The organism is Pleurocapsa sp. PCC 7319, assembly GCF_000332195.1.
In the GTDB taxonomy this organism is placed as follows: domain Bacteria; phylum Cyanobacteriota; class Cyanobacteriia; order Cyanobacteriales; family Xenococcaceae; genus Waterburya.
Genome location: NZ_KB235922.1, coordinates 3,761,694 through 3,784,420, shown reverse-complemented (window position 1 = coordinate 3,784,420; position 22,727 = coordinate 3,761,694). Strand labels below are relative to the sequence as shown.

Below are 22,727 nucleotides of genomic sequence, written 5' to 3'. Positions count from 1 at the left end.
TCGAAGGCTACGCGGAGCGTAATCGCTTTCTAAGCAGCTAGAAAGCGATGCAGCGTGTCCCTAAAGCGATCGCCTTTAAGAATTTTGATGGATAAAAATTAGAGAAAAGCTAAAACGAGTTATAAAGCCAGGTAGGTTCTACTAAACTAACAGATAGAGTTCGCGCTGACACTGATATAAAAAACTTATGGACAACCTTACACTTTGGCAACGCTATCAGGACTGGCTATATTACAACGAAGATTTAGAATTTTATCTTGATATTAGTCGTATTAGCTTTGATGATGCCCTCGTTAAAGAATTAGAACCAAAATTTACCAAAGCATTTAAAGATATAGAAGCTTTAGAGGGAGGAGCGATCGCCAATCCTGATGAAAATCGGATGGTAGGTCACTATTGGTTGCGCGATCCCGATCTGGCACCAACACCAGAACTAAGACAGGATATTGTTGATACTAACAATAGTGTCATTGACTTTCAACAAAAAATTCACAGCGGCAAGATTCATCCTCCTAGTGGTGGCAAGTTTACCGATATCCTCTCTGTCGGTATTGGTGGTTCGGCTCTAGGACCCCAATTTGTAGCTCAAGCCTTAGCACCTAACGATCCACCCCTCAAAATTCACTTTATTGATAATACCGATCCTGAGGGGATTGACAAAGTCTTAGCTCAGATAGGCGATCGCCTGGAAACAACTTTAGTTTCTGTAATTTCTAAATCTGGAGGAACTCCCGAAACTCGTAACGGGATGATAGAAGTTAAAAAAGTCTATGAAAACAACAATCTTGATTTTGCGGCTCATGCCTTCGCCATTACGGGAAAAAGTAGCAAGCTAGAAGCGATCGCCGAACGGGAGGGTTGGTTAGCTATCTTTCCCATGCGGGACTGGGTTGGGGGACGTACCTCAGAACTATCTCCGGTCGGCTTAGTTGCTGCTGCCCTACAAGGAATTGATATTCAAGCAATGCTCCAGGGAGCAAAAATGATGGATGCTCTCACCCGCAAACATAGTCTTAGAGATAATCCCGCTGCTTTATTAGCGATGGCTTGGTATGCTGCGGGACATGGTAGGGGAGAAAAAGATATGGTGCTCTTGCCTTATAAAGATAGTCTTCTGCTCTTTAGTCGCTATCTTCAGCAGTTAATTATGGAATCCTTGGGTAAGGAAAAAGATTTGGATGGCAATGTGGTAAACCAAGGTATTGCTGTCTATGGCAATAAAGGTTCAACAGATCAACACGCATATGTTCAACAACTTAGGGAAGGAGTCAATAATTTCTTTCTCACGTTTATTGAAGTGCTAGAAGATCGAACTAGAGATTTTGTCGAGATTGAACCAGGAATTACTTCTGGAGACTATCTCAAAGGATTTTTGTTAGGCACTCGTACTGCATTAAACGACAAACAACGCGACTCCATTACTATCACCATCCCCAAAGTTAATGAGCAGATTGTGGGGGCTTTAATTGCTCTTTATGAAAGGGCTGTTAGTATTTATGCTTCTTTGGTAAATATCAACGCTTATCACCAACCAGGGGTAGAAGCAGGTAAAAAAGCGGCTGCGTCGGTCTTAAACCTCCAAAAGCAAGTAGTTGAAGCCCTCAAACAAACTTCTTCCCCGCTGTCTTTGGAAGAGTTAGCAGATAAAGCTCAAGTACGAGAGGAGGTTGAAACCGTTTATAAAATCGTGCGTCATCTTAATGCTAATAAGCGCGGAGTAATAATCCAAGGTGATATTGGTAAACCTGACACGATGAAAATTTCTTGGCAGTCATAAAGGAGCAAAGCTCCAGCTATAAGCTATAGGCTATAAGCTATAAGCTTCAATAATCATGGGTTTTCGACCCCAACTGATTTAACCGAGGCTGTTGCCTTGGAGGGAACAGGGAAGAGGCAATCGGCAACGGAGAAGATAACACCTCCATTGCCCGTTCCCCGTTGCTTTGGTCTGAACACATGCGGCGAACCGTCGCCTTTGTCGTTTTTTAAGCCGGAAGGCGTTTGGGAGAAGTTTAAATCCTCTTCCAAACTGTTCCCTGTTCCCTGTTCCCTATTGTCTTTAAGCTGCATCAAGAAGCTGAAAGCTAATAGCTTTAAAAAAGCTTTAAAAAAAATCGCTAAAATTCGCTAAAAAGCTCTTGTAGAACATTATTCCGGGGTAAATTCTGATTACCTACTTCTATAAAGTTTAAATTTATAGGGGAAAAACCGATGCAGAAGTTTAATTATTCTACTCTGGAGCAGCGAACACACAACACCACAAATTTTCAAAGCTTTTCGCTCAGAGTCAAGCCTTTGTTAGGAAAAATTTATGAAGATCGACAGACAGTTGATAGATTAGTAGGGCAAATATTTTCCATAATTCAAGAACATTTTCATGATTTCGCGACCGAAAATTTAGACAAATGGAGTCAGGACGATGTTGTCATGATTACCTACGGCGATAGTATCTGCGCTCAGGATGAAAAACCATTAGTTACTCTAAAACGTTTTTCTCGGTATTTACAAGAAACTATTACAGGAATTCATATCTTACCTTTTTGTCCCTACAGTTCTGATGATGGATTTGCCGTAATTGACTATTTGCAGGTTGATTCCCAACTAGGGGATTGGGAGGATGTAGAAGCTATTGCCCAGAAGTTTGATTTAATGGCGGATTTGGTTCTTAATCATGTTTCTAGCGAATGTATCTGGTTTAAGCAATTTCAACAGGGAATTAAACCAGGATGTGACTATTTCATAGAAGCAGAACCTCAGGTAGCTCTTTCGGCAGTAGTACGTCCTCGCAGTACACCATTATTGGTTAAAGTAAATACTGCTCATGGAAAAAAGAATGTTTGGGCTACTTTTGGTCCCGATCAAATAGATCTTAACTATGCGAATCCAGATGTTTTGCTCGAAGTTATCAAAATAATTCTCTTTTACGTTCAAAAAGGTACTAAATATATTAGGCTGGATGCCGTTGGCTATTTATGGAAATGTCTTGGTACTCCCTGCATTCATTTGCCGCAAACCCATGCTTTAATTAAATTATTTCGGGAAATCACTCAAATGTTAAATCCCGATGTTGCTCTTATTACAGAGACTAATGTGCCTAATCGAGAAAACTTAAGCTATTTTGGCAATCGTGATGAGGCGCATCTAATTTATAATTTCAGTCTGCCACCTTTAATTCTCAATGCTTTATTACAGGGCAAATCAGATCATTTAAAAACTTGGATGATGAGTATGCCCCCTGCTCCTATGGGTTGCGCCTATTTTAATTTTACTGCTTCTCACGATGGTATCGGTTTACGTCCCACAGAAGGGCTGTTATCTGAGGATGAATACGAAACTATGCTGAGGATGATGGAGCAGTTTGGGGGCAAAATTAGCATGAGGCAAAAGTCTGATGGCACAGAAAGCCCCTATGAAATTAATATTTCTCTGTTTGATGCTCTGAAGGGAACTGCTCAAGGTGAAGACGAGTGGCAGATTGAGCGGTTTCTTTGTTCTCAGACTATCATGATGGCTTTAGAGGGAATTCCAGCATTTTATATTCATAGTTTCTTAGCAACTCCTAATGATTATGCTGGTGTGGCAAAAACAGGGCGTAATCGATCGATCAATCGTCATAAATGGAGTTATGAAGAGTTAGAGCCAAAACTCAATGACCCCAACTCAACCCAAACAATTGTGATGAGTGAAATGTCACGGCGCATTCAAATTCGCCGTCGTCAGCCTGCTTTTCATCCTAATGCTACTCAGTACACCTTACATCCCATGAATAGCTCTCTGTTTGCTTTTTGGCGGCAAAGTATACATCGCGATCAGAGTATTTTCTGTATTAGTAATTTGAGCGATCGCACTCAAGAACTTCATCTCTCAGATATTAACCTCATTTGTATTGACCCCTGGCACGATCTTCTTAGTGGTCAAATTATTGAAGACATCGGAGATAGATTTATACTCCAACCTTATCAATGTGCTTGGATTACTAATCAGGAGTTTAATAGCTAGGAAGTGCAGGTTAGTTCGGAGTTCGGAGTTCGGAGTACCCAAGAAGGTAGTCTAAGGGCAAAGCTGAACCCAACGCAACGGAGTTCCCAATTCCGAACTCAAGTTTCTTTAACTTATTTGGTCAACATCCCAACCGAAAGGGTTTTAAAAGTTAATCTTTCATCTTCCTCGTCGACAAAAATAGTGTCACCCCCTTTATAGTCCCCGCGCAATATTCCTTTCGCGATCGCTGTTTCCAGATAGCGAGAGATAGCACGTTTGAGAGGTCGTGCGCCATACACAGGATCGTAACCCAATTCAGCCAGGTAATCTAAGCCAGCCTCGGAGATTTTTAAAGCAAGTTTTTGATCTTCAAGACGTTGTTCGAGACCTTTAACCTGTAACTGAACAATATTGCGTAACTGTTCTTTAAGCAGAGCATGGAAGATAATGATCTCGTCAATTCGGTTGAGAAATTCAGGACGGAAATTATCTCGCATGGCATTCATCACCCGCGATCGCATCTCTTCGTACTGACTATCATCTCCGGCTACATCCAAGATGTACTGAGAACCAATATTACTGGTCATAATAATGATCGTATTAGTAAAGTCCACTGTACGTCCTTGAGAATCAGTTAATCGTCCATCATCTAAGACTTGCAACATGATGTTAAAGACATCCGGATGGGCTTTTTCAACCTCATCAAACAGAATTACAGAGTAGGGACGGCGGCGAATAGATTCGGTTAATTGTCCACCTTCGTCATAGCCTACGTACCCTGGAGGTGCCCCAACCAGACGTGAAACTGAATGTTTTTCCATGTATTCCGACATATCAATGCGGACTAATGCCTCCTCAGTATCAAATAGACTTTTAGCTAAAGCCTTGGCTAGTTCTGTTTTACCTACCCCAGTTGGTCCTAAGAAAATAAAGCTGGCAGTAGGACGCTGGGGATCGGCTAGTCCAGCCCGAGAACGCTGAATAGCATCAGCAACAGCGGTTACAGCTTCCTCTTGTCCGATAACTCGTTGATGTAACTCTGATTCCAGGTTCAATAACTTGGCTTTTTCCGACTCAATTAATTTGTTGAGGGGTATTCCCGTCCACTTAGAAATAATTTCGGCAATATCCGACTCTAATACTTCTTCCCGCAGGAGAGATTTACCTGTAGTTTGCCTTTCAGCCAGTTTTTGCTCAATCTCTACTACTTGTTCCTGCAATTGAGCTAGTTTACCGTAACGCAGTTCTGCAGCTCGGTTGAGATCGTAGTCTCTTTCTGCCTGTTCAATTTCCAGGTTTACACTGTTGATATCGTCCTTAAGGATACGAATTTGGTCAATGACTTCTTTTTCTGACTGCCATTGAGCATTAATTTCTGATTGTTCTTCTTTGAGATCGGCTAGTTCTTTTTCTAGCTTTTCTAGTCTCTCTTTGGAGATAGGATTATCTTCTTTTTCCAAAGATAGTCTTTCCATCTCTAGTTGCAGAATTTTGCGATCTACTTCATCTAATTCCTCTGGTTTAGAAGTGATCTCCATCTTCAGTCTCGCCGCCGCCTCATCCACTAAGTCGATCGCTTTATCGGGTAAAAAGCGATCGCTAATATAGCGATTTGACAAAGTAGCCGCCGCAACTAAAGCAGTATCAGCAATATTGACACCATGATGTCCTTCGTAACGTTCTTTGAGTCCTCGTAAAATTGAGATGGTATCAATTACGTTCGGTTCATCTACTAGAACTGACTGGAAACGTCTTTCTAGAGCAGCATCTTTCTCAATATACTTGCGATACTCATCTAGGGTAGTCGCTCCAATACAGCGTAGTTGCCCCCTGGCTAACATCGGTTTGAGCAGGTTCCCCGCATCCATAGAGCCTTGTGCCGCTCCTGCACCAACAACGGTATGAATTTCATCAATGAACATAATGATATTGCCGTCGGATTCTGTGACTTCCTTGAGAACTGCTTTTAAACGTTCTTCAAATTCACCGCGTAATTTAGCCCCGGCGATTAATGCACCCATATCTAAAGCGACTAACTTGCGATCGCGTAAAGATTCAGGAACATCTCGATTGATAATCCTTTGGGCTAATCCTTCGACAATAGCTGTCTTGCCTACTCCGGGTTCACCAATTAAAACGGGGTTATTTTTTGTCCGTCGGGATAAAATCTGAATCGTACGACGAATTTCTTCATCTCGTCCGATTACTGGGTCTAGTTTGCCTTCTCTGGCGAGTTGAGTTAGATCCCGCCCATACTTTTCTAATGCCTGATACTTCCCTTCTGGGTTTTGATCGGTGACTTTTTGTTGACCGCGCACTTGTTTGATTATTTCCTTAAGCCTTTTTTCAGTTAAACCGACATCTTTTAGTAGTTTACGTCCCCAGCGCTCATCCTGAGTAAAACCTAAGACTAGATGCTCGATGGAAATATAATCATCAGCAAATTCCTGACGGTACTTTTCGGCACGATCCAATAGACTATCTAAACTTCGTCCCAGGAAAACATTACCCTCTAAGTTACTTACTTTGGGTTGACTGCTAATAAACTGGTCAACTTTATTGCGTAGTAGCTGAACACTAACATCAGCTTTATTAAAGATACTGCTAGCTAATCCTTCTTCTTCAATCAGCGATTTAAATAGATGTTCACTTTCTACTTGTTGTTGTTGATTTTGTTTGGCAATATTGGGCGCATTGGCGATCGCTTGCCAAGCTTTTTCGGTAAATTTTTGAGGATTGGTTGGTTGCATATTTTCTTCTCAGTAAAGAAATAAAAAGTTTTTTGAGGATTAGTAATTTAATGATATATTCAGTAATATAATGTATTTGAGCAAATTATAGGTTTGTATTTGCTCACAGCCCACTTTTAAAGTTAAATCAAGTATTTAGCTGTTTTATTAGTCGATTTAATGTAATTGTAGCGAGAACTAGATAACTAGTTAGGTAGGAAAACCAGAATATAATGGTCGGGGTATCCTACACTAGGCTATTAGTAACTCAGCATTTAATTCGTAGTTTCTACTAGGTCAAAACAACTAATATCGAGGAGACTTTTGCCTAATTTAATTAGCATTTTTATCGCTAATAATTATTTTGACAATAAGTCAGTATTAAAGTGCCAATTAGAAGTATGATTAGTTAGTAATTTTTTGGTTAGTTCAATTCTGTTGATAGATTGAGCAACTATTTATTGGCAAAAAAAAATCGCTACAACCTTATAAAATAAAAACTTTGTTTTTAATACTTGTTCTCATAAGATTTTGATTCAAACTAGGCTCTTGTTTAAAGATACACATGATGCTAGAGACAAATCTAAAAACAATATTAAAAAGTTGAAATTTAGACAGGAAAGCTTCTAGAATTTATGTACAGAGCAAAATAATGGTTTATTCTGCTCTTATAATCATGGGTCGATCAGCCGACAGGTAAAATGGGAAATCCTAATGAAATCTGGTTTAGTAGAACAATCTTTAGGTCACTATCTATTTGAAGGTATTTTTCTTCCTTCAATTGATAATGAGTTAAACCAAGAGAAAAATCTTCTCAATGCTACTGAGGTGGAATTTGTCAAAGATCAACAACTTTTAAAAGCTCTAGAAGATAGTGAAACAAGATATACTTTGGCTACCCAAATAACTAATGATGGTCTTTGGGATTGGAATTTAAGCTCTAATCAGATTTACTTTTCTTCCCGTTGGAAATCAATGGTTGGTTGTCGGGAACAAGAAATTAGAAATAATCCCATTGAGTGGTTTGTTAGAGTTCATGCCACGGATATAGAAAAGCTCAAGCGCAATTTACTCGCCTGTCGGCAAGGTAAAATTCCTCAATTTGAAATGGAATATTCTCTACTGCATCAAGATGGAGAATATCGTTTAATGCACTGTAAATGTATTGGTGTCAGTGATGCTTCAGGCTCAATTAATCGTCTAATTGGATCGCAAACAGATATTACTGAGCGCAGGCAGATAGAAAATCAGCTTAATTACGAATCCGAACACGATAAACTCACAAGATTGCCCAATCGTCAGCTATTTATCCAACATCTGACAGAATTATCTCATTTAGAACCGCATCCAGATTATATGTTTGCGGTCTTGTTTTTGGATCTAGATCATTTTAAAAACGTCAATAACAATTTTGGTCAGTCAATTGGCGATCGTTTATTAGTTAAAATTGTTCACAAGCTTCAATCCTGTCTGAGAAGTCAAGATCTAATCGCTAGATTAGGCAGTGACGAGTTTGCGATTCTATTATTTGGTTTTACTCACGTCAGTCTGCCCTCAGAAGTAGCCTGTCGTATTCAACAAGAACTATCGCTACCGATTCGAGTTGAAGATCATTCAATCTTAATTACTGCCAGTATTGGCATTTCTTCTAATCATCATAGTAGCCTTCAGCAAATAGGTGATGAATCATACAATCTAGTTGAATCATTGCAGAATGCCGAAATTGCTATGAATCAAGCTAAAGCCCAAGGTAAAGCTTGTCATGTAGTTTTTGAACGTTCATTATATTTGCAAAGTATTGAACAGTCTCAGTCAGAAAACGAACTGCGCGAGGCGATCGAACAAGAACAGTTTGAATTATACTATCAACCAATTATTAAGTTAGTCGATCGTCAGTTAGTAGGTTTTGAGGCTTTAATCCGTTGGCAACACCCAATTAAAGGCTTAATTACTCCTACCAATTTCATTCCCTTAGCAGAAAATACAGGACTAATAATACCCATTGGCTGGTGGGTTTTGCGTTCTGCTTGCCAACAAATGGCAGCTTGGCAAAAACAATATCCTAGCTCGGAATCTCTATTTATTAGCGTTAATATTTCTAGTCAACAGTTTTCTCAACCCTATGGTGGTCATATTATTGCTCAAATTCTGGCAGAAACCGGTTTAAACCCTCGTTGTCTCAAATTGGAAATTACCGAAAGCGAAGTTATGGAGAATGTTGATGTTGTCCTCAATACGGTTGAGCAACTGAAAAGCTTGGGAATTCAGCTTTCGATGGATGATTTTGGCACTGGTTATTCTTCTCTGAGTCATCTACATTGTTTACCAGTAGATACCCTAAAAATCGATCGCTCCTTTGTGCAAAACATTGAAAGCGATCGCAGTAAATTAGAATTAGTCAAAACAGTTATTAAACTGGCGGAAGTTTTTGAACTAGACTTAATTGCTGAAGGTATTGAAACAGAACAACAGTGCGACCAGCTACTAGAATTGCAATGTGAATATGGACAAGGATTTTTATTCTCTAAACCAATATCTAAACTCAAGGCTAAGTCTTTAATTGAGACTAAAACCTTGCGGGTCTAATTATATGGAAATGATAGCAAATTTGATTAGTGCTAATGGCTAATGGCTAATGGCTAATTGCTAATTGCTAATTGCTAATTGCTAATTGCTTTGCAAGCGTTACTAATTCTAACGTCGATAATGTCGATTATATTGTTGGCGTTCGCTTTCTCGGGCTTGGACTATTTCTTGAATTTCTTGCCAGCGATCGCTGATTAGCATTCTCATTTTTTCTGACTGCCATTGAGGTACTTTAGCATTTTTGCTGGGGACGGTTTCTTTTGTCATGAGTCTTAGTTTTCTATTACATTTTACTTTTTAACTTGATTCTCAATAAGTATTAAGCTCGATTTACTCTATTTTTGGCGAGTAACATAGGTTTTGTAGATGAATATTGGGCACAAATATAAATTGATGACTCAAAATAAAATCAAACCAGTAATTTTCGCTTTAAAGTATTGCTATAAAAGACTTGAGATTATTGTAAGAGTTGCCACCTCAACTACAAATTACTGTGGAATTCAAAACTTAAGCTAACAATAGTAGTATATCAGCTCATCCCTTAATAAGAATATTTATCATTAAAACTATTGATTATCTTTTTTAATAAATTGATTATTTATTTTGCAATTAATGAAAAATTACTTCATTTTGTGATAGACTGATGAAAATAAAGTATTCGCTCTACTCTTTTTCGTGTTAAGTTTAAATTGTCAATAAACTTAACTTAATGAAAACATTATGTCTGTAGCAGAAGATTTGTTGCGTCCCTTTGGACACGTAGAAGATAATCCCGTATTACTAGATAAAAGCGTCACAGAACCAGTATGCGAAGGGTTTAATAGTGCTCTTGCGAGTTTTCAAGGTTTGTACTTACAGTATCAAAAGCATCACTTCGTTGTAGAAGGTTCAGAATTTTACTCATTACACGAGTTTTTTGAAGAAAGTTACGGAGATGTACAGGGGCATGTTCATGATATTGCCGAAAGGCTGAATGGTCTGGGAGGAATTCCTGCTGCTAGCTTTACCAAATTGGCTGAATTGTGTTGTTTTGAACCAGAAGCTGATGGAGTCTACAATGAACGTCAGATGGTAGAACACGATCTGGCAGCAGAACAAGAAATTATTAAGCTGTTACGTCGTTTAGCTGCTCAAGCCGAAAGTTTGGGCGATCGCGCTACTCGTTATCTTTATGAGCAGATCTTGCTCAAAACCGAAGAAAGAGCCTATCACTTACATCATTTCCTAGTTCACGACAGTTTAACCTTGGCTTTCGTAGGAAATAAAGCTAACTAAACCGAATCTAATTTGAGCATGGGGGATGCTGAATTTAGTTCAGCATATCCAACCACGCTGTTGAAACCTGTAGTTTTAAATGTAACTGTTCGAGAAAGTAACAAGTAACAAGTAGCAAGTAACAAGTTGTTCTTGATTCTTTTAACTCAAACTTTATTTAACCAGCAAAACTCCAGTTTTCAATGTGGACGGGGTTTAACGTAGCTAAGTTAATGGTTTATAAAAGTGGTTAGATGAAGATAAATGTAAATGCTCAAAGCGATTAACTTCCATTTAAACCGAAAAACTCAAGCTAGTTGCTTGAAAACTATTTTAGAAAATTGTTACTTGGCTTAAAACTTTCTCCGAGATCTAAGAGAATCAAAAACTTGGCATACTTAAGCAAAATACCGAACTCTGAACTAACCCATAACCCATAACCTATAACCTATAGCTCCGAATTCCGTTGCTTAGCTTCGCTCTTACGAGAAGCCGCTCTTTGAGCGTTTACGCGTAGCGAGTACTCCGAACTCAAGTTATTCAGCCCATTTACTTAATAGCTTCCAGAGAAATATTACCGGAATAAAGTTCAACATGCTGCCAAAATTGCAAAATCTGTTCAGCCGTATATTCGGGGAAAAAATAGTGGGGGAAGTGATTCCCAAATGGTACGATTAACATTCGATCTTCTTTACGAAGACATTCTGACCATCTGCTAAGTGCAGGAAGATCGACAATTCCATCGTTTTTACTCCCACACACCATTAAAGGTACTGAAACTCCTCCAATAGGAATAGAATATTGCTGATAGAGAGAGTGAAGGCTAGGGGCAGTAACAAGATCTTGTTGCAATACTTTGATTAAATTTAGAGTATTTGCTCGATCTTGAACGCCAAACATCATTTGTACCATGCGTGACAGTAGTCTCTCTTGACTGCAAGGCAATAATTTTCGCATTTGGTAATAATGAGCTTGCCAATCGGTGGCGGGATTAAAACCCACAGATATCAACGTTAATGATTTGACTTTACGGGGATATAGACGGGTATAAAGCAAGCCCAGCACTCCACCTGTTCCATGACCAATCAAATCGACTGGTTCTGATATAGTTGCCAAATAATCCTGTAGTAAATTTAAAGCAATATCTATAGAGCTTGCCTCATCTTGATTTTGGCAATATTCCCAGTAGGCTAGAGTCCCTTGCCGAGAAAGATTACGTACTACCCTGCCATCAAAATATTTAAAACTGGGATTGGCGTTGATCCAAACTCTGGTAGTTGATTTAGACATTTTATCTGTGTGTATGGATATCTGAAAGACAAATTGCTCGAAAAAATAGCGAAAAATAATAAAAGGGAAAAGTAAAAGACTTTTATGGCTCATTAAATGCAATTACTTTCCCCCGCCCTTTAGGAGAGGAGAACTCCCAAACTTTAGAGACCGAATTCAGATTTGAGTTGTGTCGTCCATTCCTGAATTCTGCCTTCAGTTAATTCTGATTGATTATCTTCATCGAGAGCTAAACCGACAAATTTACCATTCTTTTCTGCTCTAGATGCTTCATGCTCGTAGCCATCAGTAGACCAATGACCAACAGTAGTTCCTCCTAGGCTAGAAATTTTCTCTTCTAAAATTCCCATCGCATCCTGAAAGTTATCAGCGTAACCTACCTGATCGCCTGTGCCAAAATAGGCTACTTTTTTACCACTAAAATTAACACTATCTAATTCGTCATCATAGAAACCTTCCCAATCACTCTGAAGTTCGCCCACATCCCATGTAGGACAACCAATAATCAAACAATCATAATCGGCGAATTCCTCAGATACATCAGCAATTTCATGCAATGTCACCACATCTTCGCCACCTAAAGCAGACTGAATTTCTTCGGCTGCTGCTTCTGTTTTGCCTGTAGTAGAACCGTAAAAAAGACCAACTTTTGCCATTATTCGTAATTCCTCTGATTTTTTCGATGTTTGTTTAGCTATTTATCTTCTGAGCCATCAGAACAAAATAGTTAGTTTGTAGTTAGTTTGGCGATTGCCCTTCGGGCAGTGGCAAAGCCAATCGCCTATGGCGGTAAGCTTCGCTCAATCACAGGCTAAGCACTTTATTAGTAATTATTTTTAATTACCCAAGATGATATTCAACTTTGGCAATTTATTTAGAATCACAAGTACTTGACCAAATTAAATTCAAAAATTCTTTTACATAAGACTCTAAGTCTTGTAGGAATGGGGATTGGGTTGAAAATAGTACCAACCCCTTAAAACTTAAGGTATGAGTTTTTCACCCTCAACTATCATACATGTATTGCAAATTAATTTCAATAAAATTGAAAAAATTTTGCTGATTCTAGATATTGCCAGCTAATATAGCTTTGAGTACATCTAGATTGTCGTAAATAAGATAAGCAAAGAAAGCACCTCCCATACCACCAACCAAGAAGGCGGCAGCAAATTGACTCCAGCCGTCAATTGTCTTGAGGGCATCAGGGATATTGCGATTAGCGGTGCTATAGGTCATAAACTCCGATCGCCATTCTTTCTTAAAAGAAACGCCTCCATAGATTGATAGACAAATTGTCAAAATCACTACTAAGCCGCAGGCACCGATTAAACCAATAAAGTTAGCTTGAGCTGCGTTCCTTTGGGGTCCTAGTAGAGCAAAGGGACCAAATAGCAGGTAGCCATGAGCCATACCAATTTCTAAGCCTCTAAATAGAGGAGAAATACCTGGGCGATAGAAAGGCAAATTACCGAGCAACCAAAGACTAAAATCGGAAGAGTTAAGAGGAGTTTTGAGATTACCTGTAAAGGGATCATCTGATACAACCAAGGAAACGTTGCGGGCGTTAAAATCAAATCCTGCTTCTTTGCCTCTGGCGCGAATAGCGTGCCAAATATGACCAAAAAGAAATATTAATGCTAAGACAAAGTGTGCCGTAGCTAACCAACCTCGAGCAGTAATTACTCCGGCATCAGTTTGAATTAGATCCACTGGACCATAAAAAACTTCTGGGTAGGCTGTGCTGTTGTAAGTACAGAAATAAGCTGCTAAAAAACCCATATAGGCGATCGCACCTAAGCTATAAGAGAGATAAGCTTCTCCCGAATAGACTAATACCTGTCGCGCCCAACCAAAGGGTCTAGTTCCTATGTGCCAAAATCCACCCAGGATACACAGAGAACCAACCCACAAGTGACCACCTACTAGATCTTCAAGGTTATTTACTGCTGCCATACCGCGATCGCCAGCAGCTCCAAACAAATAGCCAAAAATAGTTATCGGGTTAACTGTCGGGTCGGTGACAATCCTTACCTGTCCCAAATCTCCCGCAGTCGGATCGAAAAGACCGCCCCAAAACATCGCTTTAAAAGCCAGTAGGAATGCACCTATACCCAGCAAAGTGAGATGAATACCAATAATCGTGGTCATTTTATCATCGTCTTGCCAATCATAGCCAAAAAAACCGGCAAAAGTATCATTTTCCGCTAAAACTTCTGCGCCCAAAAGGGAATGATAGATTCCACCAGCACCTAATACAGCAGAAGAAATTAAATGGACTACTCCAATTACAAAATAGGGATAGGTATCAACTACCTGACTACCATCACCTACCCCAATGCCCAGAGTTGCCAGATGGGGTAATAAAATTAACCCCTGTTCGTACATTGGTAAATTTGGACTATATTGAGAAATCTCAAACAGAGTCATTGCCCCTGCCCAAAAGACAATTAAACTTGCCTGAGCAATATGTGCGCCGAGCAACTTACCTGATAAATTAGTTAGGCGAGCATTTCCTGCCCACCAACCTACATCGGGAATTTTATTTCTATTAGGACTTTCCGCAACTACGGCTGTCATCTTGTCACCTCATTTTATCTATACTTGTGTGAAGTCAAATTAATCTCAGCTCGGTTAAGAATATTAATTAGTCAAGTAGGCTTTCCACTTTCAGATCCCTCCGCTTTTAGCTCACTCCAAACTCCGAACTCCGAATTCCGAACTCCGAACTCAGTTCATTTAGTCAAAATCTGGTTCAGGACCTATCAAAGAAGGAACAATCCTTCCTTGTTTAAAATCAAAGCCAGCAGCTTTTAGGGCGTGAAAAATATGTCCCTGAAGTAAAAAGAAAGCCAGGAAGAAGTGGGCATTAGCTAACCATGCTCGCGAAGAAATAACACTATTATCACTGGCAAAGTAAGGAAAGATATCTAATTTAAACGATAGAGCTGAGCCATAAAAGACTTCGGGGTAAGCAAGGGTATTTACTCCACAGAAGTAAGCAGCAACAAAACCCATTAGTGCTAACGCCCCCAAACTATAGGAAAGATAAGCTTCTCCTGACCAAACAAATAAATTACGTGTCCAGTTTAAGGGCTTGGTATTGATATGCCATAAGCCACCAAGGAGCAAAATACTTCCAATCCAAACGTGACCCCCAACCAAATCTTCTAGATTATCTACGCTCGCAATCCAATCGTGACCAATCGCACCAAATAAATAACCAAAAATAATTGCTGGATTGAGAGTGGGAGTCGTTACAGTTCTCACCTCAGCGATCGCTGGATCGTATAAACCACCAAAGAACATTGCCTTGGCAACCAGAAGAAATGCACCTATGCCCAACAATAACAAGTGAATTCCCAAAATGTCAGTCATCTTGGAGGTATCTCGCCATTCATAACCAAAAAATTCAGAAGTGTTTTGTAAATATTGAGGTCCAAATACGGCGTGATAGATACCACCAAAACCTAAAAAAGCTGAAGAAATTAAGTGCAAAGCACCAATCACAAAATAGGGGTAAGTATCAACAATTTCGCCTTCTGCACCAACTCCCCAACCTAAAGCAGCAAGGTGAGGTAGTAGAATTAAACCCTGTTCGTACATTGGTTGAGCTAGATCAAAACGAGAAATCTCCCAGAGAGTTGTCGCTCCTGCCCAAAAAACGATTAGTCCACCATGAGCTACATGGGCTCCCAGCAATTTACCCGAAATATCTTTGAGACGAGCATTGCCCGCCCACCAAGGAATATCTGTGGAGTCTGCGATTTTTCCTGGTGTTTCCGTTACAGCAGTCACAGTTACTAGCCTCCTAATTTAAAGAATAATTATTTTAATGAGAATAATCTTCAATAATTTTTCAAGATTAAGCTTAACGTAAAAATCTCTTTATTGAAAGTTATTCTTTATAAGAAATATAAAGACACCTAATTGACAGAGGAAATTCAATTATTTTATTTGGTTTTGGGCGATCGCCAGTTAGATGGAGTGTGTAAATGTAAAAACTCCTCGAAACAGACTAACCAGATACTTCTGCATCGAAAATCGCGCAATTTTGTTCCTCTTCACTCCAACCCAAATTTAATTCATCAATTGCCTCGGCAGCTTCTAGCATTTCACTTCTTTTTTGCTTGATCGCTGCTTGCTCAACCAAATAACTGACTAATTCACTGCGGTTACGCTTAGTCAGGTGAGGATTGCTTTTTACTAGTCTTTCTAAGTCTTTTAATCGTTCTTCATCCAGATATATTGATATCTTAGGCATGATTTATATCAGACTTTTTATCTTACTTATTTTAGTGTGAATCGCCATTAAGTAGCTCCACCTAATAAAACGTCTAATAGAACAGTAAAAAAATTGAAGATGATTCTCCCTAATCCCTAACCACTATCACCTAACCCCGATCTTAACCATTCCATGTTTAATAAAGTGGATCTACTTAATACGGTGCCTGTCTATTTTCAAATTTGTAACTATTAAAATCATGAAGTAGTTGGGCTTCACTGAGGTCATTAAAACTTTCAATAGTGAGTTTATACAGACATCCATCCTCAGCAAAAACTAGGGCATTATCTACCCAATCAGCCCACTCCCATTTTGGTTTAGTCAATATTTCGCCATTCTGGTTATGTAGTTCATGTTCATCCCAATAGCATCCTTTTCCTGGAGGAGAATCAACTTGTGCATGGCAAATTTTTTTAATTTTCCAGCCATGCAATAATTTCTTGTCAAAGATAGTTGGCAAATGCCATTGTCCTTGTTTCCAATCAGTAGTTAGATTCCATCCATCTCGCTGAAGTCGATTGAAGTAAACATTAAGGCATTCCCCACCATATTGATTTTTGGGTTGATAGGATTTATTTCTAGCTATTTCCTTGGTAGTCAAAAGTGACTCATGACAACCATTTAACCAATAGGTTTGATCGTCAAGAAACAAACCTCCCCCTTGCCAACAATCCCCCTTTGGTAACAACTCAATAGCTTTTAGCCAAGGTGCTCTGGCGATCGCAGTCCAAGAACCTTTAGCTTCTGATTGCCATTTACCATTCATAGCAAAGTAAATCCAGTACTTTCCAGAAGGAGAAATGTCAGATCTTCTTTCATAAATTCTTCCCTTTAACCACTGACTGACAGTAAAAGTATTTCTGCTCCGATCCCAAGCCAGAATACATACTTGCTTAGAAGGACCTCGTCGAATAACAATTCCGTTGTCATTATTTTTAGCGATTAATAAATGAAGCCTGGCAGGAAACTGTTTCGTGTTCATATTTACGATCAAAGTGCGATCCTAAGGCTAAGCATTAGCATAATCGCATTTTCAATATCTCCCGATCATAACTGACTGATTACTGATTACTGATTAGCGCGAAGTTGCGTTGCGGTGAAGCACTTGCGTTGGGCGGGTTCCCCGACTTGAGCAAAGTGCTGAACCCTTTAGGGAGGTTCCCTCCGTTGTCCCAAAGGGATACTGCAAGCATAAGCAAACTTCGTAAGAACTGATTACTGATAGAGAGCTTCGCCCTAGCCATAAGCTATTAGCCCTTAGCTATTAGCTTATACAACCACGTTCAATCAAATGGGGTTTTAGACCCTAACTAATTGTAGACAACCTATAGACGACAGGGAATTAAACCCAATAGCTTATAGCTCCCTTGCTATTAACTTAACTAGTCTTTAGAGCTAAAGGCTAAAAGCTAACAGCTAATGGCTTTTTTGATCAAGCGATCGCTCGAAGCAAGAATTTGCAAAAACTGTTTATTATTAAGTTTTGTTAGCAATCATGTTGCAAAAGACTATCAATAAATGCAAAATGAACTTGTTGGTAGCTTGTTGAGAATATTTAGTAACAAGCTTTACAATACACACTCTGTTAACAGCGAGGTTTCGTTTTGCAAACATACGATAAACCGCAAGTTAAATACGATTGGTGGGCGGGAAATGCTCGTTTTGCCAAGCTATCTGGCTTGTTTATTGCAGCTCACGCAGCTCAAGCAGCTTTAATTGTTTTTTGGGCGGGAGCTTTTACTTTTTTTGAACTGTCTAAATTCGATCCTAGTTTACCGATGGGTGAGCAAGGATTGATTCTCTTACCTCACCTAGCTACTTTAGGTTTAGGTGTTGGTGCTGGGGGAGAAGTTGTTGATACTTATCCGATGTTTGTTGTCGGTGCAGTTCACTTAATTTCATCTGCTGTGTTGGGTGCAGGTGCGCTCTACCATACTTTCAAAGCACCCAGCGATTTACAAGAGACGAATGGTGGGGCGCGTAGGTTCCACTTTGAATGGGATGATCCCAAGCAATTGGGCATTATTCTCGGTCATCATTTACTATTTCTCGGTCTGGGAGCTTTACTACTAGTTGGCAAAGCCATGTTCTGGGGTGGGCTATATGATGTCAATATCCAGGATGTGCGAATAGTCACGGAGCCAACGTTAAACCCCCTCACCATCTTCGGTTATCAAACTCATTTTGCTTCAGTGGATAATCTAGAAGATTTAGTTGGTGGTCATGTTTTCGTTGGCATTCTTTTGGTTGCTGGTGGGATCTGGCACATTATTACCCCTCCATTGGCTTGGGCAAAGAAACAACTTATTTTTTCGGGTGAAGCAATTCTTTCTTATTCCCTTGGCGGGATCGCTTTAGCTGGTTTTGTGGCTGCTTACTTCTGTGCGGTCAATACTCTTGCCTATCCTCCTGAATTTTATGGCGCGACCCTGGATGTCAAGTTAGGAGTTGTTCCTTACTTCACTGATACAGCTGTTTTACCTCCTGGTACCCATACTGCTCGTGCTTGGTTGGCAAATGCCCACTTCTTCTTAGCATTTTTCTTCCTTCAGGGTCATCTCTGGCATGCTTTAAGAGCGATCGGCTTTGATTTCAAGCGAGTCACCCAAGCTCTGGATAATGCAGGAAATCCTCAAGCAGGTGCGCCAGTGGTCGGCAAACCAAAGGCAACACCTCAAGCAGCCACTGAAGGGGCTGCCGAATAGAACATTCTCCAACTGCTTTTTGATCGTGTTCTCATTTACAGCTTAGTGCAAATTCTCCTTTGCATTGAGCTTTCTTAGTTTTTAGTAATGGAAAATAGATAAATCATGACCGCAACTACTAATATCTCTAATAGTGATTACAGTTGGCTATCGGGTAATGCTCGTTTAATCAATTTATCGGGTCAACTTTTGGGAGCGCATATCGCTCACGCTGGACTAATTATGTTTTGGGCAGGATCTGTCACGCTATTGGAATTAGACCGTTTCATACCTAATATTCCCTTAAATGAACAGGGATTACTACTCTTACCAAATCTAGCTCGTTTAGGTTGGGGAATTGGTGCTGGGGGAGAGATTGTTGATACCTATCCCTTCTTTGTAATTGGCGTACTTCATTTAGCTGCTTCGGCAGTTTTGGGAGCAGGGGGATTGTTTCATGTTTTTCGTGGTGCAGCCAATCTTCAAGATGGTTCTGGACGCGCTCCTAAATTTCATTATGAGTGGAATGATCCTAAGAAGCTAGGCTTTATCTTGGGTCATCATTTAATTTTTCTTGGTGCAGCAGCTTTATTATTTGTTGGGAAAGCAATGTTCTGGGGTGGCATCTATAATCCTGCCGTCGAAGACATTACTTTAGTAACGGATGCTACTCTAAACCCAGTAACTATCTTGGGCTATGTAGTGGGGATCAAAGATGGAGTCTGGAATCCCTTGGGTATGGCTGCGGTAGATAACCTCCCCGATTTAGTAGGTGGTCATATTTGGGTTGGTGTTGCCTGTATTGCAGGCGGAATTTGGCACATTACGACCGAACCTATCGCTTGGGCAAAGAAAACTTTTACTTACAATGGACACGCTATTTTATCTTACAGTTTGGCAGGAGTAGCTTTGATGGCTTTTACTTCTGGTTATTTTGTAGCTTTTAATGACTTGGCTTATCCTACCGAACTTTATGGTGGTGATTTAAGCCAATTCGCTGGAGTGCAGTTTGCTCTATGCGGTACTTTCGTTGGTGGTCATATTTGGCACGCCCTCAAATCTAAATCTGAAGGGACAGAACTCTCAGAAGAAGATAAATTCCAAGCAATCATCGCAGGTTTTATTGTCTTGGCTATTGTCGTGATTAGCTTAGTTTTGCTTTCATTTAAACCATAGAACATAGCTTTAGCTGATCGAGATCGGATTTTATAGCCGTACAAAGTTGTATTAGGACAAGTTTGTTTGATTGCTCGTAAATAATGAGTAATGAGTAATGAGTAATGAGCAATGAGTGTCCCGATGTGAGTCCGTATTGCTATAAATCCGACTACAGCCTCTCCTGAATTTTATTTAGCATAACCTCTCACTTACGTAGTAAATAGCTGGTAGCTAAAAGCTGGAGAGTTAATTTAAAAAAATCTCCAACTTAACTTCAAAATTGAGAAAGTTTTTATATAAGAGATACTGCTAAAGTATTAGACAGTATAATTTATTGATAAATAAAATCAATAATTTTCAATATAAACTAAAATTAGGAGCAAGATTATGGTAGCGTTATACCCTTTAGTGTCTCAGTTCACCATCACCGGTAAACTAGAAGATTTGAGAGTTAAGTCAAATGGACGGGTTAAATATTTATTGTTGTCTGACAAAGAGAAAGATTACTGGATAAAAGTACCGAAAGAACAGCCTGAATTCCTCAGTCAGCATCTAAAGCTAGGATGTGTGTTGAAGATTGCAGGAATGCAAAAACACAAAATCCATCAAGGTAAAGTTGAATATAAAGCCTACGGCATAGAATTACTGGCAACTCCGCCTCTCGAGCAAACTAGCGACAAAACTAGAGCTAAAGTATTATTTTGTCAGAGTTCTAGCTGTTGGAATAAAGGCGGGAAAGTAGCGTGTGAGCTATTAAAAGAGGAATTAGAGCGTCGCCAAATTACTGAACAGGTAGAAATAAAAACTACAGGGTGTTTAAAAAAGTGCAAACAAGCACCAAACGTCGTTATGCTTCCAGACAAAATCCACTATGGAGGTATACAACCGCAACAAATACCTTTATTGATCGATAAACATTTAATTTAAACTATCTAAAATTATAGTCAATAATTTATTTTACACACTAATTGTTATATGATCACAACTGATAATTAGTCTCAATTAAAATGCCGATCGCCATAAAAATTTTTAAAATTCAAAGCAAATAGAAATAGTGGACAAAAAGATAAGTATTAGAGAGCTGTCAGTGGGAACAGCAGTAGTTATTGTTGCCTATAATCGTGTTTATGGTGGTTATGTTGGTACTCTGCTAACAAAAGGTTTAAGCAGAGGAAAAAGCTTAATCTTGCTAGATAAAACCTTACCTAAAGGTTGCATTAAAATCATGTTCGAGGAAAAAATCATGCAATTGTCTAAACCAGAAGCAGACGCACTGTATGTTCAACCAATCGATGATCAATGATTTGGCTCTGGGAATAAAGTTTAATCAGTAAATATTACCAGCCAATGACGTAACGACTATTTTTCTTGAAAATAGCCTTGATGCCATAGGCGATCGCCATTGAAATAACAACGACGCAAAATGTAACTAATATCAAAATAAAAAAGTTTCCCTGATAAGTTAGATTTAATCTAGTGGCGATACTGATTAAAGCGTTAATCAAGAATGGATGAATAAAGTAGATAGCGAAACTAGTTTCAGCAGCTTTCTTCATACTTGTAATGTCCTTATCTTCGTAAAGGTCTAAGATCGACATAAAGAAAAAGCACAACAAAATTTTTTGAATTAAATTAATATCTGGAACCGTAATTGACCAAAACTCTTTGTGGAAATTGCCTGGTTCTTGGAAAACTAAAACTTGAATTATACCTATGGCGATCGCTAATAAAATAAGCACTAATTTTTTCTTGTGATCTCGCAAATAAGCATATATCTTTTTATTGTTAATTGAACTCCAAATTCCGATTAAGTATATAGGAAAAAAATAAACCAAAGAATGAATTGGATTAATATTATCGATGGGACGATGAACAATTAGTGAAATAGGAAGTAAAAACAAAATTACTTCTAGAACTCTGCCTGATTTAATAATCCAATTAATTACGGGAGATAAGGCAAATAAAAGCATTGCCATCGGGATATACCAATAAGCATAAGATATTCTACCTGTAGCAAAATACCAAATTGTTGCTAGAAAAGGTTGCTGCTTTAATCCTTCAGGTAAAAACTCGCCTCCACCACCGACAAAAACCGTGTACAAAATAGGAATCAGCGAAAAAAGTAGATACGGTAAAAACACAAACTGCGTTTTTTTGAGCATGAATTTTTTGTAGTTAAATCTCTGATAAAAGATATGGTAATAAAGAAAACCAGAGATAAACACAAAATAGACACTACCGTTCAATGTTAGGGAATAAAAAACTTGTTCTACATTATTAGAAATATCCCAACGTGATAAATCATAGCAATGTCCTAAAACAATTAAAATAATTGCTATTCCTCTAAAATAATTAATTGAGTTAATAAATTTCTTTTTGGGCGGAGATTGTAATAGCATTTATTAGACTTGTCCGAAAAATAAGTTCGTGGGAAAAAAGATAGCATGAGAAAATTAATAATTGAAAGATCATGAATAATAATATAATCACTATTATTCACTTATTAATTATTAATTAATATATAGAAACATGATGTAATGAGTAACTAAATCTCCAAATTAGTTTCTACATGGTATATTGCCAAGATATATATTTACCGCAAATTTAAGGATTTCGTGTAAAAAATAGCAAATTTATAGGTTAATTTGCAAGTATAGCGTTTCTCGTATTAATGAGATATACCTTAGTGGAGTCAGGGAATAGGGAATAGGGAATAGGGGTTCAAGGGTAAAGTAAAAAAGCGATGCAGCCCCTCGGGAACCC

At 38.9% G+C, this 22,727-nt stretch carries 18 protein-coding genes; 8 read left to right on the top strand and 10 right to left on the bottom strand.

The window, feature by feature from the left end:
- The first annotated feature begins 187 nt into the window (after window positions 1-187).
- On the top strand, window positions 188-1,777 hold the full coding sequence (locus PLEUR7319_RS0121225) for a glucose-6-phosphate isomerase (protein WP_019507243.1): 1,590 nt from the start codon (window positions 188-190) through the stop codon (window positions 1,775-1,777).
- A gap of 53 nt (window positions 1,778-1,830) precedes the next feature.
- Here PLEUR7319_RS0121225 and PLEUR7319_RS43185 read toward each other — a convergent pair whose 3' ends face one another.
- Window positions 1,831-1,956 carry a hypothetical protein gene (locus tag PLEUR7319_RS43185; protein ID WP_256380647.1) on the bottom strand — a complete coding sequence of 42 codons (126 nt, stop codon included), beginning with the start codon at window positions 1,954-1,956 and terminating at the stop codon, window positions 1,831-1,833.
- A 255-nt stretch (window positions 1,957-2,211) separates the two neighbouring features.
- Between PLEUR7319_RS43185 and PLEUR7319_RS0121215 the strand changes: the two genes are divergently transcribed.
- The gene (locus PLEUR7319_RS0121215) at window positions 2,212-3,999 is read left to right on the top strand and encodes a sugar phosphorylase (RefSeq protein ID WP_019507241.1); all 1,788 of its coding nucleotides are present in this window, start codon (window positions 2,212-2,214) and stop codon (window positions 3,997-3,999) included.
- A gap of 113 nt (window positions 4,000-4,112) precedes the next feature.
- Here PLEUR7319_RS0121215 and clpB read toward each other — a convergent pair whose 3' ends face one another.
- On the bottom strand, window positions 4,113-6,731 hold the full coding sequence (gene clpB / locus PLEUR7319_RS0121210) for an ATP-dependent chaperone ClpB (protein ID WP_019507240.1): 2,619 nt from the start codon (window positions 6,729-6,731) through the stop codon (window positions 4,113-4,115).
- 693 nt (window positions 6,732-7,424) lie between these two features.
- On the opposite strand from clpB, the gene PLEUR7319_RS36270 reads away from it, so the two are divergent.
- Complete coding sequence (locus PLEUR7319_RS36270; protein WP_019507239.1) at window positions 7,425-9,296, top strand: GGDEF domain-containing phosphodiesterase; 1,872 nt, start codon at window positions 7,425-7,427, stop codon at window positions 9,294-9,296.
- A gap of 108 nt (window positions 9,297-9,404) precedes the next feature.
- Here PLEUR7319_RS36270 and PLEUR7319_RS41400 read toward each other — a convergent pair whose 3' ends face one another.
- Complete coding sequence (locus tag PLEUR7319_RS41400; RefSeq protein WP_019507238.1) at window positions 9,405-9,563, bottom strand: hypothetical protein; 159 nt, start codon at window positions 9,561-9,563, stop codon at window positions 9,405-9,407.
- 453 nt (window positions 9,564-10,016) lie between these two features.
- Between PLEUR7319_RS41400 and PLEUR7319_RS0121195 the strand changes: the two genes are divergently transcribed.
- Window positions 10,017-10,571, top strand: a complete 555-nt coding sequence (locus PLEUR7319_RS0121195; RefSeq protein WP_019507237.1) for a Dps family protein — start codon at window positions 10,017-10,019, stop codon at window positions 10,569-10,571.
- 528 nt (window positions 10,572-11,099) lie between these two features.
- Here the strand turns inward: PLEUR7319_RS0121195 and PLEUR7319_RS0121190 are convergent.
- The 6 genes from PLEUR7319_RS0121190 to PLEUR7319_RS0121165 form a co-directional block, all read right to left on the bottom strand.
- Window positions 11,100-11,840, bottom strand: a complete 741-nt coding sequence (locus tag PLEUR7319_RS0121190; protein WP_019507236.1) for an alpha/beta fold hydrolase — start codon at window positions 11,838-11,840, stop codon at window positions 11,100-11,102.
- A gap of 143 nt (window positions 11,841-11,983) precedes the next feature.
- Window positions 11,984-12,496, bottom strand: coding sequence for a flavodoxin FldA (gene fldA / locus PLEUR7319_RS0121185; protein WP_019507235.1), 513 nt, complete (start codon window positions 12,494-12,496; stop codon window positions 11,984-11,986).
- A gap of 409 nt (window positions 12,497-12,905) precedes the next feature.
- Window positions 12,906-14,417, bottom strand: coding sequence for a chlorophyll a/b binding light-harvesting protein (locus PLEUR7319_RS0121180; RefSeq protein ID WP_019507234.1), 1,512 nt, complete (start codon window positions 14,415-14,417; stop codon window positions 12,906-12,908).
- A gap of 159 nt (window positions 14,418-14,576) precedes the next feature.
- Window positions 14,577-15,635 carry a chlorophyll a/b binding light-harvesting protein gene (locus tag PLEUR7319_RS0121175; RefSeq protein WP_019507233.1) on the bottom strand — a complete coding sequence of 353 codons (1,059 nt, stop codon included), beginning with the start codon at window positions 15,633-15,635 and terminating at the stop codon, window positions 14,577-14,579.
- 220 nt (window positions 15,636-15,855) lie between these two features.
- The gene (locus tag PLEUR7319_RS0121170) at window positions 15,856-16,101 is read right to left on the bottom strand and encodes a hypothetical protein (protein WP_019507232.1); all 246 of its coding nucleotides are present in this window, start codon (window positions 16,099-16,101) and stop codon (window positions 15,856-15,858) included.
- A 175-nt stretch (window positions 16,102-16,276) separates the two neighbouring features.
- The gene (locus PLEUR7319_RS0121165) at window positions 16,277-17,104 is read right to left on the bottom strand and encodes a hypothetical protein (protein ID WP_019507231.1); all 828 of its coding nucleotides are present in this window, start codon (window positions 17,102-17,104) and stop codon (window positions 16,277-16,279) included.
- A gap of 622 nt (window positions 17,105-17,726) precedes the next feature.
- On the opposite strand from PLEUR7319_RS0121165, the gene PLEUR7319_RS0121160 reads away from it, so the two are divergent.
- From PLEUR7319_RS0121160 to PLEUR7319_RS0121145, 4 genes are all read left to right on the top strand, one after another.
- Entirely contained in the window at window positions 17,727-18,827 is a 1,101-nt protein-coding gene (locus tag PLEUR7319_RS0121160; RefSeq protein WP_019507230.1) for a chlorophyll a/b binding light-harvesting protein, read from the top strand.
- 105 nt (window positions 18,828-18,932) lie between these two features.
- Window positions 18,933-19,982 carry a hypothetical protein gene (locus PLEUR7319_RS0121155; RefSeq protein ID WP_019507229.1) on the top strand — a complete coding sequence of 350 codons (1,050 nt, stop codon included), beginning with the start codon at window positions 18,933-18,935 and terminating at the stop codon, window positions 19,980-19,982.
- Window positions 19,983-20,351: 369 nt separating this feature from the next.
- Window positions 20,352-20,891, top strand: coding sequence for a ferredoxin (locus PLEUR7319_RS0121150; RefSeq protein ID WP_019507228.1), 540 nt, complete (start codon window positions 20,352-20,354; stop codon window positions 20,889-20,891).
- Between the two features lie 127 nt (window positions 20,892-21,018).
- Window positions 21,019-21,267: a FeoA family protein gene (locus PLEUR7319_RS0121145; RefSeq protein ID WP_019507227.1), complete on the top strand. Its 249-nt coding sequence runs from the start codon at window positions 21,019-21,021 to the stop codon at window positions 21,265-21,267.
- A 34-nt stretch (window positions 21,268-21,301) separates the two neighbouring features.
- Here PLEUR7319_RS0121145 and PLEUR7319_RS0121140 read toward each other — a convergent pair whose 3' ends face one another.
- Window positions 21,302-22,363: an acyltransferase gene (locus tag PLEUR7319_RS0121140; RefSeq protein ID WP_019507226.1), complete on the bottom strand. Its 1,062-nt coding sequence runs from the start codon at window positions 22,361-22,363 to the stop codon at window positions 21,302-21,304.
- Window positions 22,364-22,727: the final 364 nt, after the last annotated feature.

Coding starts and splice junctions, on each gene's coding strand:
- clpB (WP_019507240.1), bottom strand. CDS start 6,731: ATGCAACCAACCAATCCTCAAAAATTTACCGAAAAAGCTTGGCAAGCG.
- PLEUR7319_RS0121165 (WP_019507231.1), bottom strand. CDS start 17,104: ATGAACACGAAACAGTTTCCTGCCAGGCTTCATTTATTAATCGCTAAA.
- PLEUR7319_RS0121140 (WP_019507226.1), bottom strand. CDS start 22,363: ATGCTATTACAATCTCCGCCCAAAAAGAAATTTATTAACTCAATTAAT.
- PLEUR7319_RS0121215 (WP_019507241.1), top strand. CDS start 2,212: ATGCAGAAGTTTAATTATTCTACTCTGGAGCAGCGAACACACAACACC.
- PLEUR7319_RS36270 (WP_019507239.1), top strand. CDS start 7,425: ATGAAATCTGGTTTAGTAGAACAATCTTTAGGTCACTATCTATTTGAA.
- PLEUR7319_RS0121170 (WP_019507232.1), bottom strand. CDS start 16,101: ATGCCTAAGATATCAATATATCTGGATGAAGAACGATTAAAAGACTTA.
- PLEUR7319_RS0121150 (WP_019507228.1), top strand. CDS start 20,352: ATGGTAGCGTTATACCCTTTAGTGTCTCAGTTCACCATCACCGGTAAA.
- PLEUR7319_RS0121155 (WP_019507229.1), top strand. CDS start 18,933: ATGACCGCAACTACTAATATCTCTAATAGTGATTACAGTTGGCTATCG.
- PLEUR7319_RS0121190 (WP_019507236.1), bottom strand. CDS start 11,840: ATGTCTAAATCAACTACCAGAGTTTGGATCAACGCCAATCCCAGTTTT.
- PLEUR7319_RS0121180 (WP_019507234.1), bottom strand. CDS start 14,417: ATGACAGCCGTAGTTGCGGAAAGTCCTAATAGAAATAAAATTCCCGAT.
- PLEUR7319_RS41400 (WP_019507238.1), bottom strand. CDS start 9,563: ATGACAAAAGAAACCGTCCCCAGCAAAAATGCTAAAGTACCTCAATGG.
- PLEUR7319_RS0121195 (WP_019507237.1), top strand. CDS start 10,017: ATGTCTGTAGCAGAAGATTTGTTGCGTCCCTTTGGACACGTAGAAGAT.
- fldA (WP_019507235.1), bottom strand. CDS start 12,496: ATGGCAAAAGTTGGTCTTTTTTACGGTTCTACTACAGGCAAAACAGAA.
- PLEUR7319_RS0121225 (WP_019507243.1), top strand. CDS start 188: ATGGACAACCTTACACTTTGGCAACGCTATCAGGACTGGCTATATTAC.